The organism is Chryseobacterium sp. Marseille-Q3244 (assembly GCF_940807095.1).
Classification (GTDB): domain Bacteria; phylum Bacteroidota; class Bacteroidia; order Flavobacteriales; family Weeksellaceae; genus Chryseobacterium.
This window is the reverse complement of the sequence record NZ_CALNWX010000005.1, coordinates 137,501-158,950: the sequence shown is the minus strand read 5'-3', so window position 1 is coordinate 158,950 and position 21,450 is coordinate 137,501. Positions and strand designations below refer to the sequence as shown.

The 21,450-nt window shown below is 37.0% G+C and carries 14 protein-coding genes, 1 rRNA gene and 1 riboswitch (1 of these 16 running past the window's edge); of the genes, 13 read left to right on the top strand and 2 right to left on the bottom strand.

All coding sequences use genetic code 11. From position 1 onward, the window contains the following. Window positions 1-48: 48 nt before the first annotated feature. Together NBX25_RS10865 and NBX25_RS10860 are read left to right on the top strand one after the other, a co-directional pair. Window positions 49-1,371: a DUF58 domain-containing protein gene (locus NBX25_RS10865; RefSeq protein WP_250253645.1), complete on the top strand. Its 1,323-nt coding sequence runs from the start codon at window positions 49-51 to the stop codon at window positions 1,369-1,371. 66 nt (window positions 1,372-1,437) lie between these two features. Next, a complete protein-coding gene (locus NBX25_RS10860; RefSeq protein ID WP_123858864.1) occupies window positions 1,438-1,857 on the top strand; it encodes an OsmC family protein in 420 nt (139 codons plus the stop codon). Between the two features lie 206 nt (window positions 1,858-2,063). Here NBX25_RS10860 and NBX25_RS10855 read toward each other — a convergent pair whose 3' ends face one another. Further along, on the bottom strand, window positions 2,064-4,679 hold the full coding sequence (locus tag NBX25_RS10855) for an MGH1-like glycoside hydrolase domain-containing protein (RefSeq protein ID WP_250253644.1): 2,616 nt from the start codon (window positions 4,677-4,679) through the stop codon (window positions 2,064-2,066). A gap of 188 nt (window positions 4,680-4,867) precedes the next feature. Next, window positions 4,868-4,975, top strand: a riboswitch (SAM riboswitch). Between the two features lie 62 nt (window positions 4,976-5,037). Here NBX25_RS10855 and NBX25_RS10850 point away from each other — a divergent pair. The 7 genes from NBX25_RS10850 to metF all read left to right on the top strand — a co-directional run bounded on the left by NBX25_RS10850 (window position 5,038) and on the right by metF (window position 14,712). Beyond that, the gene (locus NBX25_RS10850) at window positions 5,038-5,976 is read left to right on the top strand and encodes an alpha/beta fold hydrolase (protein ID WP_250253643.1); all 939 of its coding nucleotides are present in this window, start codon (window positions 5,038-5,040) and stop codon (window positions 5,974-5,976) included. Window positions 5,977-5,979: 3 nt separating this feature from the next. Further along, a complete protein-coding gene (locus NBX25_RS10845) occupies window positions 5,980-7,518 on the top strand; it encodes an ACT domain-containing protein (protein ID WP_250253642.1) in 1,539 nt (512 codons plus the stop codon). 122 nt (window positions 7,519-7,640) lie between these two features. Continuing rightward, on the top strand, window positions 7,641-8,801 hold the full coding sequence (locus NBX25_RS10840; RefSeq protein WP_250253641.1) for an O-succinylhomoserine sulfhydrylase: 1,161 nt from the start codon (window positions 7,641-7,643) through the stop codon (window positions 8,799-8,801). A 96-nt stretch (window positions 8,802-8,897) separates the two neighbouring features. Then, window positions 8,898-9,908 (top strand): homocysteine S-methyltransferase family protein, encoded by a 1,011-nt coding sequence (locus NBX25_RS10835; RefSeq protein WP_250253640.1) that lies wholly within the window; start codon window positions 8,898-8,900, stop codon window positions 9,906-9,908. 83 nt (window positions 9,909-9,991) lie between these two features. Then, entirely contained in the window at window positions 9,992-11,083 is a 1,092-nt protein-coding gene (locus NBX25_RS10830; RefSeq protein WP_250253639.1) for a fatty acid desaturase family protein, read from the top strand. Between the two features lies 1 nt (window position 11,084). Next, the gene (gene metH, locus NBX25_RS10825) at window positions 11,085-13,745 is read left to right on the top strand and encodes a methionine synthase (protein ID WP_250253638.1); all 2,661 of its coding nucleotides are present in this window, start codon (window positions 11,085-11,087) and stop codon (window positions 13,743-13,745) included. Window positions 13,746-13,752: 7 nt separating this feature from the next. After that, a complete protein-coding gene (metF, locus tag NBX25_RS10820; protein WP_250253637.1) occupies window positions 13,753-14,712 on the top strand; it encodes a methylenetetrahydrofolate reductase [NAD(P)H] in 960 nt (319 codons plus the stop codon). Window positions 14,713-14,968: 256 nt separating this feature from the next. Here the strand turns inward: metF and NBX25_RS10815 are convergent, their stop codons facing one another. Further along, window positions 14,969-16,120 (bottom strand): hypothetical protein, encoded by a 1,152-nt coding sequence (locus NBX25_RS10815; RefSeq protein WP_250253636.1) that lies wholly within the window; start codon window positions 16,118-16,120, stop codon window positions 14,969-14,971. A gap of 100 nt (window positions 16,121-16,220) precedes the next feature. Here NBX25_RS10815 and folE point away from each other — a divergent pair, with 100 nt between their 5' ends. The 4 genes from folE to NBX25_RS10795 form a co-directional block, all read left to right on the top strand. Continuing rightward, window positions 16,221-16,889, top strand: coding sequence for a GTP cyclohydrolase I FolE (gene folE / locus NBX25_RS10810; RefSeq protein WP_123909115.1), 669 nt, complete (start codon window positions 16,221-16,223; stop codon window positions 16,887-16,889). Further along, window positions 16,889-17,320 (top strand): DinB family protein, encoded by a 432-nt coding sequence (locus NBX25_RS10805; RefSeq protein ID WP_123909114.1) that lies wholly within the window; start codon window positions 16,889-16,891, stop codon window positions 17,318-17,320. Before folE ends, NBX25_RS10805 begins: the two co-directional genes overlap by 1 nt. 123 nt (window positions 17,321-17,443) lie before the next feature. After that, window positions 17,444-18,910: a cysteine--tRNA ligase gene (cysS, locus tag NBX25_RS10800; protein ID WP_123909113.1), complete on the top strand. Its 1,467-nt coding sequence runs from the start codon at window positions 17,444-17,446 to the stop codon at window positions 18,908-18,910. A gap of 1,598 nt (window positions 18,911-20,508) precedes the next feature. Next, window positions 20,509-21,450 (top strand): 16S ribosomal RNA (locus NBX25_RS10795) (it continues 575 nt past the right edge of the window).

The window sequence follows — 21,450 nt, the reverse complement described above, 5'->3', positions numbered from 1 at the left end:
GTAAGGATCTCTTGTAAAACCTATAATCTGCTACCAGCCACCTAAACAATGAAAAACTTATATATCAATACACGTTTCTTCTTTACGCTCATTGGAGTGGGGATACTGTATGTTCTGACATTTTTTTTTCCGGTGTTGATGTGGGTAGCCCACATTGCACTGCTGATATGCTTTCTTGCCGTAATAGTGGATTATTTGCTGATTTTTAATCAGAAAAATGCCGTACAGGCACAAAGAATATTACCGGAAAAACTCTCCAATGGTGATGAGAACTTTGTAAAAATTGATATTAAAAATAACTACAGTTTTAAAATCAATACTAAGATTATTGATGAGATCCCGTTTCAGTTTCAGAAAAGAGATTTTCTAATTGAAAAATCAATTAATGCTGACGCCAACACATTCTTTAAGTATAGTTTAGAACCCAAAGAAAGAGGAGAATATCATTTTGGAAGCCTTAATGTTTATGCTTCATCTCCTTTAGGATTTGTTTCGAAAAGATTCAATTTTCAGAAGGATGCGATGTTACCTTCTTATCCGTCTTTTATCCATCTTAGAAAATATGAATTGATGGCTTTACAGAGTGAATTTCTGTTAGGCGGAATAAAAAAAGTAAGAAAGTTGGGGCATACTATGGAATTTGAACAGATCAAAGAGTATGTTCCGGGAGATGATATCAGAACGATCAACTGGAAAGCAACTTCTAAAGCCAATCGTCTGATGGTAAACCAATTTCAGGATGAGAAATCACAACGTATTTTCATGCTGATAGATAAAGGGAGAACCATGAAGATGCCTTTTAAAGGATTGAGCCTTTTAGATTATTCCATCAATGCAACGATGGCTTTATCTCATATTATTCTAAGAAAAGGAGATCGAGCAGGAATGATGACTTTCTCCAAAAAAGCTGAAAATAAAATTGCAGCAGAGAATAAGTCCGGACAGCTTAAGAAAATATCAGAATCACTTTATAATATTAAAACAGATTTCTTCGAAAGTGATTTCAACCGACTGTATCAGGATGTAAAATATTCGATCAACCAGAGAAGTCTTATTTTGTTATTTACCAATTTTGAAACGCTAGATGGATTAAACCGTCAGTTAAAATATCTTCGCGGAATTGCTAAGAACCACTTGTTGGTTGTGGTATTCTTCAAAAACTCAGAATTACAAACATTGATTCATAAGAATCCGGAAAGTATGCAGGAAATCTATGATGAAATTGTTGCTGAAAAATTCGAATTTGAAAAGAAACTGATTATTCAGGAGCTCCGTAAATATGGAATTTATACAGTATATACACTTCCTGAGAATTTGAATATTGACGTTATCAATAAATATTTGGAGATAAAAGCCAGAGGAATTTTATAATTTTGCAACAAGCAACAAGCAACAAGCAACAAGCAACAAGCAACAAGCAACAAGCAACAAGCAACAATGAAAATAACACTAAATAGAATCAACGACGACTTTTTATTTGAATGTACAAACAGTCAGGGAAATTCCATCCTTTTAGACAATACTTCCCAGCCAGGAGCTAAAGGAGTTTCTCCAATGGAAAGTGTCCTGATGGCAGTGGCTGGATGCAGCGGAATAGATGTAGTTTCAATTTTAAAAAAGCAACGTCAGGAAATTAAAAGTTTTCAGGCAGAAGTAGAAGGGGAGAGAGTTCAGGTAGACGATGCAAAACCTTTCAAATCAATTATGGTTAAATTCCTTTTAGAAGGTGAAATTGATCCTAAGAAAGCTTTAAAAGCTGCAGAATTATCTTTCGAAAAATATTGTTCTGTATCGAAAACTTTAGAACCGAACGTAGAAATCGGATACGAAGTATTCGTAAACGGAGAAAAAATTTAAAACTATAGTGAGGCCTTTAAGCCTCATTTTTTATTTGGCACAAATGCACGAATAAAATAGTTTATAAGCATTCTAAGAACTATGTACCTATATGGTTTAAAAATTCTTACCACATAGACTTTATGCAAAAAAAATATATATTCAAAAAGAAAACCGGATGTTTCATCCGGTTTTTTTATTACTCATTACCTATTATTCATTGCTCATTAAAAGGTAAGTCTTGGTTTTATCAATTTCGCCACAGTAGCCGTCCATCCTGTTTGATGGGAAGCTCCTACGCCTCGGCCATTGTCTCCATGGAAATATTCAAAAAAGGTGATGTAGTCTCTAAAGTGTTCATCGTAATTGAATTTCGGATTTCCTCCATTGAAGGCTCGTTGCCCATGTTCATCCTTTAGGAAGATAGAACATAGTCTCTTACTGATATTCTGTGCCACTTCATCCAGGTTTTTCTTTTCACCGCTTCCTGTTGGGAATTCTACTTTTAAGCTATTTCCATAATAATAGTGGAAACGTTGTAAGCTTTCTACAATAAGAAAATTAATAGGGAACCAGATCGGACCACGCCAGTTACTGTTTCCGCCAAACATTCTGCTATCACTTTCTGCAGGCGTATAATATACTACATTTTCATGGCCGTGAACAGAGAATACAAATGGATTTTCCTCATATACTTTAGACATAGCCCGGATTCCGTAAGCGCTTAGAAATTCCTTTTCATCAAGCATTCTTGATAATACTTTAGTCAGTCTGTTTTTACGAAGGATGCTCATCAGATGTTTTCTGCCCTGGCCTTCTTCATCCCAATGAGAAACAAGTTTGGTGAGTTCCGGTTTGTTTTTTAAGATCCATTCCATTCTGGTTTTGAAATTCGGCATCTTTTCCAGAAGGCGGTGATCTACAATTTCTACGGCAAATAATGGAATTAATCCAACAATACTTCTCAATCGTAAAGAAACACTGTTTCCATTTCCAAGCTGAAGAACATCATAGAAAAATCCGTCTTCCTCATTCCATAGCCCTTTGGTTCCTTCACCAAGATTTTCCATAGCTTCTGCGATATAAAGGTAATGCTCAAAGAATTTGATGGCCATATCTTCATATACCTGATAATATTGGGCAAGTTCCATGGCAATTCGCATCATGTTCAGCGCATACATCGCCATCCAGCTTGTTCCGTCTGCTTGTTCCAGATGTTGTCCATCCTCTAAAACCATATTTCGGTCAAAGGCTCCGATATTATCCAGTCCAAGAAAACCGCCACCAAAAATATTTTTTCCGTTTTTATCCTTTCGGTTCACCCACCAAGTGAAATTCAGAAGAAGTTTTTGGAAGACTTTTTCAAGGAATAATAAATCGGGTTTTCCATTGTTTTTTTCATCAATTTTAAAAACCCTGAAGCATGACCATGCGTGTACGGGTGGATTTACATCGCTCATATTCCATTCATAGGCAGGTAGTTGTCCGTTAGGATGCATGTACCATTCTTTGGTAAGGAGTAATAGCTGTCCTTTGGCAAATTCAGCATCAATGATGGATAAAGGAACACAGTGAAATGCCAAATCCCAGGTTGCATACCATGGATATTCCCATTTATCGGGCATCGAAATAATATCTTTATTGTGAAGATGGTTCCATTCCGTATTTCTTACATACTGATTAAAGTTTCTGGGCGCCTCAAAGTTAGGATCCCCTTTGAGCCATTTTCCAACATTATAGTGATAAAACTGTTTATTCCAAAGAAGTCCTGCAAAAGCTTGTCTTTGAACATTCCTTTCGTCTTCATTGGTGGTATCATTCTGAATTTCATGGTAAAATTCTTCTGCTTCAGATTGTCTGATCTCAAAGATTTTATCAAAATTTTCAAAAGGCTCATCGCTTTCCTCAGGACATAGTCTGAATTCAAAGACCTGAGATTGCCCGGCTCCAATGAGTTCATCAATTAAAAAAGAAGCTTTGCTTCCTCTTTTTTCAGGGTTTACGGTGTTACTATGATGGACGATAAAATCATTGATGCCATCTTTAAAATAAGTGTTTTCTGTCTGTGGTGCTCCATACAACATTGGAGTGTTGGTTTCATTTTCGCAGAATACACTTTGAGCATTTCCATTTCTTGAATAAAACTTTTTGATGGAAATACTGTCGTGTCCAATAGTAATACTTCCGTCATCGGAGGCATTCATGTCTCCTTTATAGGTATTATAACCCCATTTCCAATTATTTCTGAACCAAGCTGTTGGTGCTACCACTATCGGGGCATCCTGTTGGCTTCGGTTGCATATTGTTACTCTTACCAGAATATCGTTGTGATCTGCTTTACAATATTCAATGAAAATATCAAAATAGGCATCATTATCAAAAATTCCTGTATCAAAGATCTCATATTCCGGTTCCTGTTTGCTGCGTCTTCCGTTGACTGTAACGAGTTCATCATAAGGGAATTCATTGATTGGATATTTGTAAACCATTTTCATATAACTATGAGTAGGGGTATTATCCAGATAATAGAAAATTTCCTTGATGTCTTCTCCGTGGTTTCCCTGAGGATTGCTCAGACCAAAGAAACGTTCCTTAACGATTTTATCTTTTTTATTCCAGAACGAAAGCGCAAAGCAGAACAGCTGTTTTACATCAGAAATTCCTGCAATACCTTCTTCACCCCAACGGTAGGCATAGCTTTCCGCATTATTATGATTGGTATGGTTCCAGGCATTTCCGTCCGGGCTATAATCTTCCCTTACATTTCCCCATTGCCGGTTGCTTACATAAGGTCCCCAGTTTTTCCATTTGGTATCTTGTAATCTTTCTTTTTCGGCGATCATATATCATCATTTTTCTATACGAAGGTAGTTTTTTTGAAAAATAATTCCAATTCATTTTATCTGAAGAATAATTAATATGCCCTTGAGAGACTTCTATTTAAGGGCTTTTTAAAATATTAAATTATTTTTTTTTTGATTTTAAAAGAAAAGAACTACCTTTGCACCATTCGTTCATTCAAATATTGAAAATGTTATCAAGAAAGGTTGAGGGATTAGACCCTATGAAACCTTAGCAACCCTTTGCGCAAGCAAAGAAGGTGCTACGTTCTACCAAAATTATTTTGGACAGATAACTTACTGAAGTTCTTTTCAGCCATTTCCTGTGGCATTTTCAATTGTATTAAAATATATAATAGAATTGAAAACAGAACTAAACTATATTAATCTTTCGTATCAAACCCATTCCCAAAAGGAATACAATATCTCGTTGAGCTATGAGCTTTTCGGGAAAGATCTGTTTACAGCCCCAATTATTTTAATTAACCATGCCCTTACCGGAAATTCAAATGTATCCGGAGAAAAAGGTTGGTGGAAACAATTGGTAGGCGAAAATCAGATCGTTGATACTAATAAGTACACTGTTCTGTGTTTCAATATCCCCGGTAACGGATACGATCATTTTTTAATTGAAAACTATGAAGACTTCAAGCCTTCAGACATAGCCAATATTTTTCTGAAAGGATTAGAAGCTCTACATATCAAAAATTTATATACCATTATTGGAGGCTCCCTGGGAGGAGGAATTGCATGGGAAATGTTAGCAAAACAACCAAAGCTTGCAGAAATTTTTATTCCCATTGCCTGTGATTACAGAACTCATGATTGGCTTCATGCACAATGTCTGGTTCAGAAATTTTTATTGAATGATAAAGAAGAACCATTACAAAAAGCAAGAATCCATGCGATGTTGTGCTATAGAACTCCGGAATCACTTAACGACAGATTTCAAAACAAATACAATCAGGAAAGGCAACGCTTAGAATCAGAAGACTGGCTGGTTTATCATGGTAACGCACTAAACGAAAGGTTTAGTTTACAAGCATACAAGCTGATGAATCATTTACTGATGAATATCAATGCTGATGAAACTGCTCTGGAGAATATACAAGCACGAATGCACATGATCTCCGTAGATACAGATTTATTCTTCCCGGCTTCTGAAATCCGAATGTGTTTTGAAAAACTGAAAAAGAAAAAGGAGAATATCTCTTATCACGAGATCCAATCTATACATGGGCATGACGCCTTCCTAATGGAATATCAACAATTAAATAATATCATAAAAAACATTTTATAAGTAATGAAAAATGCTAAAGAAATAAAATTTTTGAAGAACAGATCAATTGTCAAATTTGAAGGGGAAGATTTCTTAGGGGAAATCGGAATTGACGGACGAATTTTTAAAGCGCTTACTTTAGCGCGCATCAGTGTGGGAGTAATCTCTCAGCAAGCTATAGAAAACGGAATTTCTATTTTAGTTCACGAAAATGATGCTGAAAAAGCAGTGGCTTGTCTTATTGATGAATTTGAAACAGAAAGAAAATCAGGAAAAGTATCTCAAATATACAGTATCAACAATGTTTCTGTTATAGGTTTTGTAGCAGAAGATTCTAACAAAATTTTTGCAGAACTCGCAAGAAACAATGTTTTCCCATTGCTGTTAAATCAGGTTGCCGGTGAAAACAGAGTAAATATCGTGGTGACTTCTTCACAGGACGAAAAAACCAGGAATATTATAGAATCTGAGATTTTCAAAAAGCCGAAGACCGTTCATCTGGCAATTATTGGCCATGGAAATGTAGGGAAAACATTAATTGAGCAGGTTCTTGAGTCTTCAGAAGAGATCAAAAGACGTAAAAAAGTAGATCTGAAAGTTGTTGCAGTAGCCAATTCAAAGAAAATTGCATTCAATAAAAAAGGGTTTGACAATAATTGGTCTGATGAGGTTTTAACGGCAGAGCATTCTTCGGACGTTCAGGAATTAATCAATTTTTCCAATGAAAATCAATTGGAGAACCTGATTGTTGTAGACAACACAGCAAGTAAAGACTTTGTGAAAAACTATCATGCATTAGCAGAAAACGGATTTGATCTGGTGTCTTCCAATAAAATTTTCAACACCCTTCCGATTGAAGAATACAGAAAACTAAGATATACGTTGAGTAAAAACAATAGACGTTATCTGTACGAAACCAATGTAGGTGCAGGTCTTCCGTTAATTGATACAATCAAATTATTACACCTTTCAGGAGAGAATATCACAAGAATTAAAGGAGTTTTTTCGGGAACATTGAGTTATGTTTTCAACAATTTCTCTTTGAGAGAAGATAAGTTTTCAACAATTATCAACGAAGCTTTAGAAAAAGGATATACAGAACCAGATCCAAGAGAAGACCTGTCAGGAAATGACGTGGCAAGAAAGCTATTGATTTTGGCTAGAGAACTAGACTTAATCAATGAATTTGAAGATATCAACATTCAAAATCTGGTTCCGGAAAGCTTACTTGAAGTTTCAAAATCAGAATTTCTTACAAGATTAGATGAGCTTGATGAAGAATATCAGAAGATTAAAGAAAATCAGGAACCAGGTCATGTGTTGAGATATGTGGGAGATTTACATGGCGATTTACAGAAAGACAAAGGTGAGCTGGATGTGAAACTGATTTCTGTCCCTGCAACATCAGCATTAGGGCAGTTGAAAGGATCAGATTCCATCTTTGAAATCTATACAGAAAGTTATGGTGAAAATCCCATTGTGATTATGGGAGCCGGAGCCGGAGCACAGGTAACTGCCAGAGGAGTATTCGGTGATATTTTAAGACTAAGTGAAACAAAATAAATTAATGTAGCAATCTAACAATGTAGCAGTTTACCAATGGCTATCATTGTCATTCCGAGCAAAGCGAAGAATCTCATTGTTACACTGTTAGATTGATACATTGGTAAATCAATTAAAACTATATGGAAAATTTCGAAACATCAGCAATAAGAACCCAGACGGAGAGATCTCAGTTTGACGAGCATTCCACACCATTATATCTTACTTCCAGCTTTATTTTTCAGGATGCTGAAGATATGAGAGCAAGCTTTGCTGAAGAAAAGCCTAAGAATCTGTACAGCCGTTTCTCCAATCCGAATGTATCTGAATTTACAGAGAAGATTGCAAAAATGGAAGGAGCAGAAGCAGGATATGCCTTTGCAACCGGAATGGCAGCAATCTATTCTACATTTGCAGCTTTATTAAGTGCAGGAGATCACATTGTAAGTTGTCAGTCCGTTTTCGGATCTACTCACACTTTATTCACAAAGTATTTTCCGAAATGGAATATTGAAACCACTTATTTCAAAGCAGAAGATGCAGAGAATGTAGAAAAATATATAAAACCAAATACAAAGATATTATATCTTGAAACCCCTACCAATCCTGCAATTGAAATCCTGGATCTGGAGTTTTTCGGACAAATCGCAAAAAAACATAATCTGATTTTTATTGTAGATAACTGTTTTGCAACTCCTTATCTTCAACAGCCTATTAAATATGGTGCGGATGTTGTTGTACATTCGGCAACGAAGTTGATCGACGGACAGGGAAGAGTATTGGGAGGAATTGCAGTAGGAAAAGAAGACCTGATCAGAGAAATTTATCTTTTCGCAAGAAATACAGGACCTGCGTTGTCTCCTTTTAATGCATGGGTATTATCAAAAAGCCTTGAAACATTAGCGATCAGAGTTGAAAAGCATTGTGAAAACGCATTAAAGGTCGCTGAGTTTTTAGAAAGTCATCCTAATGTAGAACTGGTAAAATATCCATTCCTGAAATCCCATCCAAACTATGAAGTAGCTAAAAAGCAGATGAAGTTGGGAGGAAATATCGTTGCTTTCGAAATAAAAGGTGGAATAGAAGGCGGAAGAAACTTCCTGGATAAGATCCAGATGTGTTCACTTTCTGCGAACTTAGGGGATACAAGAACGATCGTAACCCATCCGGCATCTACAACCCACTCTAAATTGTCAGATGAAGAAAGAAACGAAGTAGGAATTACAGCAGGATTAGTTCGTTGTTCAGTAGGTTTAGAAAACGTAGACGATATCATCGCAGACTTAAAACAAGCCTTAGACTAATCATAAAGAGCTCCAACGGGGCGATTTAACCCAAAGATAGAACGAAGTCCTATCGACCCCAAACCATATCAGTCTCACTCAACAACTATAAAAGACATGACAAATATAGAATCATTAAACAAAGCCCTCAAAGAACGAATACTCGTCCTGGACGGAGCTATGGGAACCATGCTTCAGCGCTACAAGTTTGAAGAAGAAGACTATCGCGGTGAACGATTCAAAGACTGGGAATATCCGGTAAAAGGAAATAATGATCTGCTTTCCCTTACACAGCCACAGGCGATTGAAGAAGTACACAAGAAATATCTGGAAGCAGGAGCTGATATCATTGAAACCAATACATTCTCCGGAACTACCATTGCAATGGCTGATTACCACATGGAAGAGCTGGTGTATGACCTGAATTATGAGTCTGCAAAAATTGCCAGAAAAGCCTGTGATGAATACACAGCCAAAACTCCGGATAAACCGAGATTTGTAGCAGGGTCAATAGGTCCAACCAACAGAACGGCAAGCCTAAGCCCTGATGTGAATGATCCGGGATACAGAGCCATTACTTTTGAAGAACTGAGAGTCGCTTACAAACAGCAATGCGAAGCTTTATTAGACGGTGGTTCAGATATTCTATTGGTAGAAACCATATTTGATACCTTAAATGCTAAGGCTGCCCTATTTGCTATCGATGAAATTCAGGAAGAAAGAGCAATAAAAATTCCAATTATGGTTTCCGGAACCATTACCGATGCTTCAGGAAGAACTTTGAGCGGACAGACCGCTGAAGCCTTTTTAATTTCAGTTTCTCATTTGAATCTATTAAGTGTAGGCTTTAACTGTGCTCTAGGAGCAGATCAGCTGACTCCTTATCTGGAAACATTGGCTCATAATTCAGAATTCCATGTTTCAGCTTACCCCAATGCCGGATTACCGAATGCCTTTGGAAAATATGATGAAACACCAGAAGATATGGCGAGACAGATCAAAGAATATGCAGAAAAAGGATTGATTAATATTATTGGAGGTTGCTGTGGTACCACTCCGGAACATATCAAGGCGATTGCAGAGCTTGTAGAAAAATATGAACCAAGGAAATTGAAGGAATTTGTGTAATTAGATAGATTTTTTTAATTAAAATCAAGAATGTAGGCTGGAATATAAATATTAACTTTAAGTAAACCACAAAAATTAATATAATGGAAAAGCCGAGTTACTTAAAAGATTCAGATGATGCCAAGTTGTTTAATGAATTGAGAAAGAAAGTAAACCAACGGATAGAAGCTATTCCTGAAAACAGAGATATCTATATTCAGATCAAAGCGATACTTCTACCACTGATCTATGTTGGTTTATATTTTATTGCTCTTTTGAATGCAGAAAAACATTGGGTCTATATCCTGAGTTTTATTTTAATGGGAATTTCTCTGGTTTTAATTTATTTAAATCTGATCCATGAAGCAGCTCATAACAATATTTTTAAAAGTAAAAAGCTGAATGGAGTAGTGTTGCACATTTTTGATTTCATAGGAGCTAATTCCTATATCTGGAAGAAGAGACACATCGCAAGTCACCATGCTTATCCGAATGTGGATGGTTGGGATACCGATATTGAGCAGAGTGGTTTGCTTTTAATAGTGCCTTGGATTAAGGCCAAAGGAGTTCAGAAGTATCAGCATAGGTTTTTCTTTTTAGTATATCCGTTGTATTTGTTCAATTGGATGTTCATAAGAGACTTCAGAGACTTTTTTGATAAGGAAAGAGTGATTTTGAAAACGCAGGGAAGAATACCTGTGGTGGAAAAAGTGAAAATGGTGAGTTATAAGCTGTTTTACTTTTTTTATCAGATTGTGATTCCTGTTGTGTTCTTTAAAGTATCAATTGGTTTGGCTTTAGGAGCTTGGTTTTTACAGGTAATTGCGGCAAGTATTTTTGCACTGTTTGTTCTATTGCCTTTGCATCCTCTTCCTGATAATGCCTTTCCAAGATTGAATAAGGACAATGGGCTTCCATTTAGCTGGCTTCATCATCAGTTTGAAGTGACCAATGATTTAAAAGAAAATAACTGGTGGGTAAGAAATGTATTGGGAAATTTTAATTTTCATGTGGCTCACCACCTTTTTCCCAATTACAGCTATATGTATTATAATGAGATCACAGAAGAGATAGAAGAATTTGCTAAAGAACATGGCTTGGCATACAAAAGATTTCCGTTGCTCACTGCTTTAGGCAAGCATAGGGATTTATTAAGGCAGAATGCAAATAATGCCTACTATATTTTAGAAGAATAAAATGAAATATTTAAGATTATCAGGCCTAGAGCCTCTTATCATAACGCCGGAAAGTAATTTCATCAATGTGGGTGAAAGGACCAATGTTGCCGGTTCCAAAAAATTTTTAAGACTCATCAAAGAGGAAAAATTCTCTGAAGCATTAGACATTGCCCGCCATCAGGTAGAAGGAGGCGCCCAGATTCTGGATGTCAACTTTGATGATGGTTTGATCGATGGGAAAGCATCGATGATTAAATTTCTGAACTTAATAGCCTCAGAACCGGATATCGCAAGAATCCCCATCATGGTAGACTCTTCCAAATGGGAAATTCTTGAAGCAGGACTTCAGGTGGCTCAGGGGAAATGTGTAGTAAACTCTATCAGCTTAAAAGAAGGCGAAGAAGAATTTATCAAACACGCCAAAGCAATTAAAAGATACGGAGCCGCAGTAATTGTAATGGCATTTGATGAGGTAGGCCAGGCTGACAATCTTGAACGAAGAATAGAAATTTCAAAACGATCTTATGATATCCTGGTCAACCAAATCGGATTCCCGGCTGAAGATATCATTTTCGACTTAAATATCTTCCCGGTAGCAACGGGAATGGATGAGCATAGAAAAAATGCTATTGATTTTATCGAAGCTACACGCTGGGTAAGACAAAATCTTCCTTATGCATCTGTGAGTGGGGGAGTGAGCAATGTATCCTTTTCATTCCGTGGAAATGATACCGTAAGAGAAGCCATGCACTCCGTATTCCTTTACCATGCCATTCAAGCTGGAATGAATATCGGTATTGTAAATCCTGCCATGTTGGAAGTTTACGATGAGATTAATAAGGAATTGCTGGAACTTGTAGAAGACGTAATCCTGGATAGAAGAGAAGACGCTACAGAAAGACTTCTTGATTATTCCGAAAAACATAAATCAGTCAAAAAAGAAAAGACTGAAGATCTGGAATGGAGAAATAACCCATTACAGGAAAGAATTACCTATGCTCTCGTAAAAGGAATAGACCGTTTTATTGAAGAAGATGTAGAAGAAGCCAGACAATTGGCAGAAAAACCGCTCCATGTCATAGAAATTAACCTAATGACGGGAATGGGAGTAGTAGGAGATTTATTCGGAAGCGGAAAAATGTTCCTGCCACAGGTAGTGAAATCTGCCAGAGTAATGAAAAAAGCCGTTGCTTATTTACAACCTTTCATTGAAGCCGAAAAAGACGGATCAAGACCAGCGAATGGAAAAATTCTGATGGCAACTGTAAAAGGAGACGTTCACGATATTGGAAAGAATATTGTAAGCGTAGTTTTAGGGTGTAACAACTATGAAATTGTTGACCTTGGCGTAATGGTTCCGGCTGAAAAGATTATCCAAACTGCCATCGCAGAAAAAGTAGACGTAATCGGATTAAGCGGACTAATTACACCGAGTTTGGATGAAATGGTGTACATCGCTTCAGAATTAGAAAGACAAAATTTAGATTTTCCATTATTAATTGGTGGTGCAACGACTTCAAAGGCACACACCGCGGTAAAAATCGATTTAAAATATAAAAATGCAGTAGTTCACGTTAATGATGCTTCAAGAGCCGTAAATGTGGTAAGCTCATTGTTGGGAGACAGAAATAAGGAATATGTTTCTGATCTGAAGAATGACTACTCAGATTTCAGAGAAAAATTCCTGAACAGACAAGTTGATAAAGATTATGTTTCCATTGAAGAAGCAAGAGAAAGCAAGTTTAAAATAGACTGGGAAAACGAAGAAATCTTCACTCCGAATAATTTAGGCATCACTGTAATTGAAAACCAGGACCTGAGAGAATTATTACCTTTCATTGACTGGTCTCCATTCTTCAGAAGCTGGGATCTTCACGGGAAATACCCGAATATCTTAGAAGATGAGGTAGTAGGAGTACAGGCGAAAGAACTGTTTAAAGATGCACAGGTTATTCTCAATAGAATTCTGGATGAAAAACTATTAACAGCAAAAGCCATCTTTGGAATCTTTAAAGCCAATTCCAACGAATCTGATGATATTCTGATTTTTGATGAAAATAATAATGAACAGGCTAAATTTTTAACCCTGAGACAACAGGCTCAAAGATCAAAAGGAAAAGATTATCTGGCATTAAGTGACTTCATTGCTCCACAAAGCTCAGGAAAGACAGATTACATGGGAGCATTTTGTGTAACCACAGGTTTTGGAACTGATGAATTGGCAGAAGAATATGAAAAAGCCAACGATGATTACAATGCTATCATGGTAAAAGCCCTGGCGGATCGTTTTGCAGAAGCTTACGCTGAATTTTTACATAAAAAAGTAAGAACAGAATACTGGGGGTATGCCGCTCAGGAAGAATTAAGCAATGAAGAACTGATCGCAGAAAAATATAAAGGAATTCGTCCGGCACCGGGATATCCGGCTTGCCCAGACCACTTGGAAAAAAGTACTATTTGGGATCTTTTAAAAGTAAAAGAAAATATAGGAGTATACCTTACAGAAAGCTTAGCGATGTTCCCAACAGCAGCCGTTTCAGGATATTATTTCGGAAGCCCGCATGCCAAGTATTTCGGATTAGGAAAAATTACAGAAGACCAGCTTAAGGATTATGCAGACAGAAGAAGTTGTAGCATTCAGGAAGCGCAAAAATGGTTGTCACCAAATTTAGCAGATTAAAATTGATATGAAGATAACAGAGCACATTAAAAACGCAAATGGAAAAACTTTATTCTCCTTAGAAGTCGTTCCGCCACAAAAGGGGATTGGTATTGAAGACCTGTATACGAATATAGATCCTTTGATGGAATTCAAACCACCATTCATTGATGTTACCACTTCACGAGAAGAATATATTTATTTGGATAAAGGAAATGGATTGATGGAGCGTCGTATCACAAGGATGCGCCCGGGAACATTGGGGATTTGTGCAGCTATTCAGCATAAATATAATGTAGATACTGTTCCACACCTATTATGTGGAGGCTTTACCAAAGAAGAAACCGAATATCTTTTAGTAGACTGTATGTATTTGGGTATCGATAATGTAATGGCATTGAGAGGAGATGCTATGAAAGGGCATCAGTATTTTGAACCTACTCAGGGAGGGCATGCCAGTGCAATGGATCTTGTGAATCAAATTAATGATCTTGGAAGAGGAAAATACCTTCACAACGAAGAACAGGTTTGTGATGAACTTAATAAATTCTGCATTGGGGTAGCGGGTTATCCCGAAAAACACATGGAAGCGCCTTCCATGAATTATGACCTGAAATGGCTGAAACAAAAAGTAGATGCCGGAGCAGATTATATCGTTACTCAAATGTTCTTTGACAATAAAAAGTATATTGAATTCGTTCAGAAAGCAAGAGAAATAGGAATCACAGTTCCAATCATTCCGGGAATCAAGCCGATCGCTACGAAGAAACACCTGAAAATCTTGCCTCAGGTATTCAAAATAGATCTTCCGGAAGAGCTTATCAATGAAGTGGAGAATGCAAAAAATAATGAAGCGGTTAAGCAGATCGGCATAGAATGGTCCATTGCCCAGTGCAAAGAACTTCTGGATTTCGGAGTTCCTGTTTTACACTTTTACTCAATGGGGAAAAGTGATAACATTAAAAAAGTAGCCGGTGAGCTATTCTAATAAAAGTACCAAAAATGAAAGTAGCCTTGTCTTAAAAGACAGGGCTTTTTATTTTAATCAGAATCAGTATAAGAAAAAATTGCAAAAGCCGCAGGCTATACACTCGCTTAGAAAGAATCAATGAAGTTGATTCCACCTTCGCTCCCTTTAAAATATAACAGTAGCAAACTAAAACTTTGCGTCAAATACTTTGCAGCTTACAAGAAAATTAAACTAAACCTTTAGTCAATCATCACACTTCGATATCTTGCTTACCTTAAAGAACAGCATGCCTTTCAAACTCCTTATTCCGATCAAATAAATAACGATAAGTAGCTAGCTTCCTAGTCACCGTGGTATCAAGAGTTTCTGCAATCTTAATCATCTTTGGGTTAAAATCACCAATCCACTGAAGCTCAGTAATCGTAAAATCCGTATGCTTTCTCAAATGTTGGGTACCTTCCCAGATCATATACCCATCAATTCCTTTCCTTTGCCATTCAGGAACCACGCCGAACACCAGACCAACCATTTTTTCATTCTTCTTAAATCGCTTTAAAAACAAAAACTTAAGCTTCTCAAAAACGCCAAACTTTCCGTTGAGGTATTTAAACCACTGGTTGAGGTCCGGAAGATTGATCCACATCGCAATAGGCTTGTCATTTTCATACACAAACCATGAGATATGTTCATTCATAATAGGTTTCATCGTATTGAACATTTTCAAAACCTTACCTTCTTCCAATTGCTTTCCTTCTCCGTGAGCTGCCCATGCCTTATTATAAACCTCTGTAAAGTCCTTTGCAAACTTTGGCAGGTTATTCTTTTTCATAGGCTGAGCAGAAATAGCAGGATTTCTCCTGTTTTTCTCATGGGCAATCGTAAAAACACGTGAAACTTCTGCAAATACAGGCCTGGTGAAACAAAGCTGTTCAAAGTAAATCTGAAATCCATAATTTTCAAAAAGCTCTTTGTAATAAGGAAAATTATAATTCATCCCATACAAAGGCTCTATAAAACCTTCAATCAAAAGTCCCCAGAATTTATCACGCTCTCCGAAATTAATCGGTCCATCCATAGCTTCCATACCTTTTCCCTGAAGCCAGTTTTTACAATGTTCAAAAATGAAATTAGCCGTTTCCTGATCGTTAATACAATCAAAAAAACCAATTCCTCCGGTAGGTTGCTTCTGCTCATAACAGCTGTTGATAAAAACAGCTACCTTTCCAACCGTCTTATTATCCTTTTTAAATAAAAATCTTTTGCATTCTCCATTTTTGAAAAACTTGTTCTTTCCAGGATCAAAGATCTCCTCAATATGTTGATCTAAAGGGCGTATATAATTTTTGTCGTGTTGATAAAGTTGTGCGGGAAATTCCAGAAATTCCCTTTTGTGGTTTTTGTTTTGTACTTCTTCGACAATAATCATATAGTTTTAATCAGAGTAGGTTATAAAAGATAATGATTTTCATCCCATTTAAAATAGATGAAACAATATTATCCGTATTTTTGCTGCAAATTAAATAAAAATGGTTGATTTTACTGATAACGACGATGATATTTTCACAGGAAAAGAACATACGCCTATAAGGGAAGATGCTTTTGATAAATCGCCACAGGAAAAAATAGAGAAAATTACTGAGCTTTTTGGAGAGATTATGGAAACTTTAGGTCTTGATATGACTGATGACTCCCTGAAAGATTCTCCAAAGCGTGTTGCTAAAATGTATGTGAACGAAATTTTCGGTGGACTTCTTCCGGAAAACAAGCCTGGAATCTCTACATTTTCCAATAAATATAAATACCGTCAGATGTTGGTGGAAAAAGATATCACAGTATATTCTTTTTGTGAACACCACTTCTTACCTATTATAGGAAGAGCACACGTTGCTTATATCTCCAATGGAGAAGTAATCGGTCTTTCAAAAATTAACAGAATTGTGGATTACTATGCAAAAAGACCACAAGTTCAGGAAAGGCTGACAATGCAGATTGTAGACGCTCTGAAAGAAGCTTTAGGAACAAAAGATGTCGCTTGTATTATAGATGCAAAGCATCTTTGTGTAAACTGTAGAGGAATTAAAGACACAGCAAGTTCTACCATCACGGCAGAATTAAGTGGAATTTTCAGAACAAATCCTATCACAAGGCAGGAATTCTTACATTATGTAGGAAGTCACGCAAAATTAGATTATTAATGAACTACCAAATCCTTAAAAATATTATAGATACAGAACTTCAGAGATTCCAGACAATTTCTGAAGAAGAATGGATTGATAAGAAATCACCCGAAAAATGGTCCAAAAAAGAAATTATTGGCCATCTTTGTGACAGTGCTTTTACAAATATCCGTAGATTTGTAGTCACTCAATATAAAGAGAACGAGAATATCGTATACGATCAGAATGTCTGGGTAAAAGCTCAGAACTATCAGAATGTTCCAACGGCCGAATTAATCAACCTTTGGAAAGGTTTGAACTATCAGGTCGTTCACATCGTAGAAAATATTCCTGATGAAGCATTACAAAGAACTTGTGATACCACCAAAACAGAACCTCAGGTTTTTACCCTGGAGTTTATCATTAAGGATTACATAGAACACTTGCAGCATCATTTAGAAGCGATTTAATTATGATAAAATTTAAAAAAGTTTCACATAAAATTTTTATCACAACAATTATTTGTTGTGACAGATCTTTATTTTAACTAATTTTTGAATCTTAAAACTATTGAATCTTTTAATAAAAAATAAATGCAATTAAAAATATATAACTCGCTTACAGCAGAAAAAGAAATATTCAAACCCATCTTAGAAGGAAACGTAGGAATGTATGTCTGCGGACCTACAGTATACAGCAACGTACACTTGGGAAATGTAAGAACTTTCCTTTCCTTTGATTTTATCTACCGTTCCCTAACCCATTTAGGATATAAAGTAAGGTATGTAAGAAACATTACCGATGCCGGACACCTTACCGATGATGGAAACGTTGATAACGACAGATTCGTAAAACAAACCAGATTAGAAAAGCTGGAACCTATGGAAATCGTACAAAAGTACACCGTTGATTTTCATAAAGTATTGGATATGTTCAACCTGCTTCCTCCAAATATTGAGCCTACAGCTACAGGACATATTGTAGAACAGATCGAGCTTACTCAAAAGTTAATAGATACAGGCTTTGCTTACGAAAGCAATGGCTCCGTATACTTCGATGTATTGGAATACAATAAAAGAGGCCTGAACTATGGTGAACTTTCAAAACGTAATATAGAGGAACTTTTTGCCAATACCCGTGATCTTGACGGACAAGGCGAAAAGAAGAATCCACAGGATTTTGCCCTTTGGAAAAAAGCATCTCCCGCTCATATCATGAGATGGAACTCTCCTTGGGGAGAAGGTTTTCCGGGGTGGCACCTTGAATGTACAGCAATGAGTACTAAATATTTAGGTGAAACTTTTGATATTCATGGAGGAGGAATGGATTTGAAATTTCCACACCATGAATGTGAAATTGCTCAGGGAAAAGCTTGCAACGGAGCAGCACCGGTACATTACTGGATGCATGCCAATATGTTGACGATGAATTCGCAGCGTATGAGTAAATCTACTGGAAATTATATCCTTCCGATGCAGTTGGTAACAGGAGATAATGATTTCTTTGAAAAGCCTTTCCATCCGTCAATTGTACGTTTCTGCTTCCTGCAGGCACATTACAGAAGTGTTTTGGATATTTCCAATGACGCAATGATTGCCAGCGAAAAAGGATTTATCAGATTGATGGAAGCTGTGAAAGTATTGAATTCCATTACTCCTGACGATACAAAACAATCAGCGTTCAGCCTTACAGAATGGAAGAACAAATGTTATGATGCATTAACAGATGATTTCAACTCTCCCGTTCTAATCGCTCACTTATTTGAAGCAGTAAAATATATTTTTGCTTTAAATGATGGGAAAGAAACGATCTCAACAGCAGATCTCGAAGAGTTAAAGTCAACATTGAATGCATTTATCTTTGACGTGTTAGGATTACAGACTGTAGAAGAAAACAATAATGAAAAATTGGATCAAACCCTAAAAGTTTTAATTGAACTGAGAAATCAGGCAAGAAAATCCAAGAACTTCGAACTTTCAGACCAGATCAGAGATAAACTGCTTGCTGAAGGTATAGAATTAAAAGACGGAAGAGACGGAACATCGTATGTTCTGAACTAAAAATATAAACTTCAGTTTTACAATCATTCCGTAAGAATCCTGAATATGGATTCTTACGGAATTTTTTTATCTATCTTTGAAAATACACACACGTGGCTAAAAATTTCAATCTTTCATTCTGTCATATATAATATACATCTCTTTTCTATTCCATTTCTAAATTTCTCCAATCTTCTGCATTTAAGCTCTCAAACTTTTTAGGAGCTATTTCCCGCTATCCACTCTTACTCCTCACGCCTTTACCCTCCAAGGCTCGAACCCTCCACCTCTCCACACCCTGTTGCGGGGTAACCGTTACTATCGGGGCTAGGGTAGTGGACATATATTATAAGTAATAAGTAATAAGTAATAAGTAATAAGTAATAGATGATAGGTTTTATTACATAGGTAAGCATTCATATCATTAATAACTAGAATGAGTTTTTATAAAACCTGTCTTCTTATTATATATAAGTATACATCAATATCGCCTGAAGTCTTTGTCATTGGTGACGTGTAATCTTCTATTTCGATAAGAACTCCCGCAAAAGCTACCTATTCCTTTAAGAAGATCGAGTGGCTCTTTCAATTAAATAAAAAGCGACCACAATACAACCAGCACTATCATCTGTGAAAATCCGTGTCCTCTGTGGGAAATAAAAAAAACACAGCGTTTTTCTATAAAACAATCTTAGAGAATAACCCTCATATCCGTCAGTCTCTTTATTTATCTATTTTTCCCTCGCACCATTTTTGTCATCCTGTAAGGATCTCAACACCGCATTATTAAAATAAACCTCTATCTATAATTTCCAACGTACAGAAATCCATCAATAGGAGTGGGCTTTAGCCCACTCAAATAAAATAAACGCCCAGCCATTGGCTTTAGCCCAAACCTATTTCAAAATAATTCTGAAAACTTACCCATGTATTATATATAATGTATACCTTCCATTACCCATTACCCATTACCCATTACCCATTACCCATTACCCATTACCCATCATTATATAGATGGTATATCATATAGAAACACCCCCATTTCTTCCCAACTTTCATACCCTCGGACCCTTTCCCTCCAATCCCCAAACAAATGGTTAAAATTTTTCTCTCATAGTACCAGTGCTTTAAGGGTAAAACATTACCTGAATATGAATTTTATGTTAAATAAACTTGCGGGTAATGGATGAAGTTTCTATCTTTGCCCCACTGAAAAACGAAAGGGATTCAGTAAGCGCAGAAGAGCTTTTAAATAAGCATAAACATTATACTCTACGAAAGAGACAGACAAAAAAAAACTTTTAATTTTTAGGATTTAAAAGTTGCGAGTTAAAATAAAGTTTGTATCTTTGCAGTCCCAATTAAGGGAGCGCAGGAGTAGAGGGATTGAGGGTTAGGAAAGAGGTTAAGGTTACTTAAAAAACTTTAAAATTTTCTTTCAAAACATTTGGTCGAATCAAAATAAAGTTTTACTTTTGCATTCGCAAATACGGAGCGACACTGACAGAAAGATTGCTTCGTTGAAAAGCGAAAGATATAAAGATCATTGACATACAATATAACAACCAAGTAAGGAAAAACTAAAGCGTTAAAAAACTTTGAGTGAGTCAGACAAACATACAATGGAGAGTTTGATCCTGGCTCAGGATGAACGCTAGCGGGAGGCCTAACACATGCAAGCTGAGCGGTAGAGATCTTTCGGGATCTTGAGAGCGGCGTACGGGTGCGGAACACGTGTGCAACCTGCCTTTATCAGGGGGATAGCCTTTCGAAAGGAAGATTAATACCCCATAATATAAGAAACGGCATCGTTTTTTATTGAAAACTCCGGTGGATAGAGATGGGCACGCGCAAGATTAGATAGTTGGTGAGGTAACGGCTCACCAAGTCTGCGATCTTTAGGGGGCCTGAGAGGGTGATCCCCCACACTGGTACTGAGACACGGACCAGACTCCTACGGGAGGCAGCAGTGAGGAATATTGGACAATGGGTTAGCGCCTGATCCAGCCATCCCGCGTGAAGGACGACGGCCCTATGGGTTGTAAACTTCTTTTGTATAGGGATAAACCTACTCTCGTGAGAGTAGCTGAAGGTACTATACGAATAAGCACCGGCTAACTCCGTGCCAGCAGCCGCGGTAATACGGAGGGTGCAAGCGTTATCCGGATTTATTGGGTTTAAAGGGTCCGTAGGCGGATCTGTAAGTCAGTGGTGAAATCTCACAGCTTAACTGTGAAACTGCCATTGATACTGCAGGTCTTGAGTGTTATTGAAGTAGCTGGAATAAGTAGTGTAGCGGTGAAATGCATAGATATTACTTAGAACACCAATTGCGAAGGCAGGTTACTAAGCAACAACTGACGCTGATGGACGAAAGCGTGGGGAGCGAACAGGATTAGATACCCTGGTAGTCCACGCCGTAAACGATGCTAACTCGTTTTTGGGGCGCAAGCTTCAGAGACTAAGCGAAAGTGATAAGTTAGCCACCTGGGGAGTACGTTCGCAAGAATGAAACTCAAAGGAATTGACGGGGGCCCGCACAAGCGGTGGATTATGTGGTT

Excerpts from the sequence above, each read along its gene's own strand:
- NBX25_RS10865 (WP_250253645.1), top strand. The coding sequence starts at position 49 with ATGAAAAACTTATATATCAATACACGTTTCTTCTTTACGCTCATTGGA.
- NBX25_RS10860 (WP_123858864.1), top strand. The coding sequence starts at position 1,438 with ATGAAAATAACACTAAATAGAATCAACGACGACTTTTTATTTGAATGT.
- NBX25_RS10855 (WP_250253644.1), bottom strand. The coding sequence starts at position 4,679 with ATGATCGCCGAAAAAGAAAGATTACAAGATACCAAATGGAAAAACTGG.
- NBX25_RS10845 (WP_250253642.1), top strand. The coding sequence starts at position 5,980 with ATGAAAAATGCTAAAGAAATAAAATTTTTGAAGAACAGATCAATTGTC.
- NBX25_RS10840 (WP_250253641.1), top strand. The coding sequence starts at position 7,641 with ATGGAAAATTTCGAAACATCAGCAATAAGAACCCAGACGGAGAGATCT.
- NBX25_RS10835 (WP_250253640.1), top strand. The coding sequence starts at position 8,898 with ATGACAAATATAGAATCATTAAACAAAGCCCTCAAAGAACGAATACTC.
- NBX25_RS10830 (WP_250253639.1), top strand. The coding sequence starts at position 9,992 with ATGGAAAAGCCGAGTTACTTAAAAGATTCAGATGATGCCAAGTTGTTT.
- metH (WP_250253638.1), top strand. The coding sequence starts at position 11,085 with ATGAAATATTTAAGATTATCAGGCCTAGAGCCTCTTATCATAACGCCG.
- metF (WP_250253637.1), top strand. The coding sequence starts at position 13,753 with ATGAAGATAACAGAGCACATTAAAAACGCAAATGGAAAAACTTTATTC.
- NBX25_RS10815 (WP_250253636.1), bottom strand. The coding sequence starts at position 16,120 with ATGATTATTGTCGAAGAAGTACAAAACAAAAACCACAAAAGGGAATTT.
- folE (WP_123909115.1), top strand. The coding sequence starts at position 16,221 with ATGGTTGATTTTACTGATAACGACGATGATATTTTCACAGGAAAAGAA.
- NBX25_RS10805 (WP_123909114.1), top strand. The coding sequence starts at position 16,889 with ATGAACTACCAAATCCTTAAAAATATTATAGATACAGAACTTCAGAGA.
- cysS (WP_123909113.1), top strand. The coding sequence starts at position 17,444 with ATGCAATTAAAAATATATAACTCGCTTACAGCAGAAAAAGAAATATTC.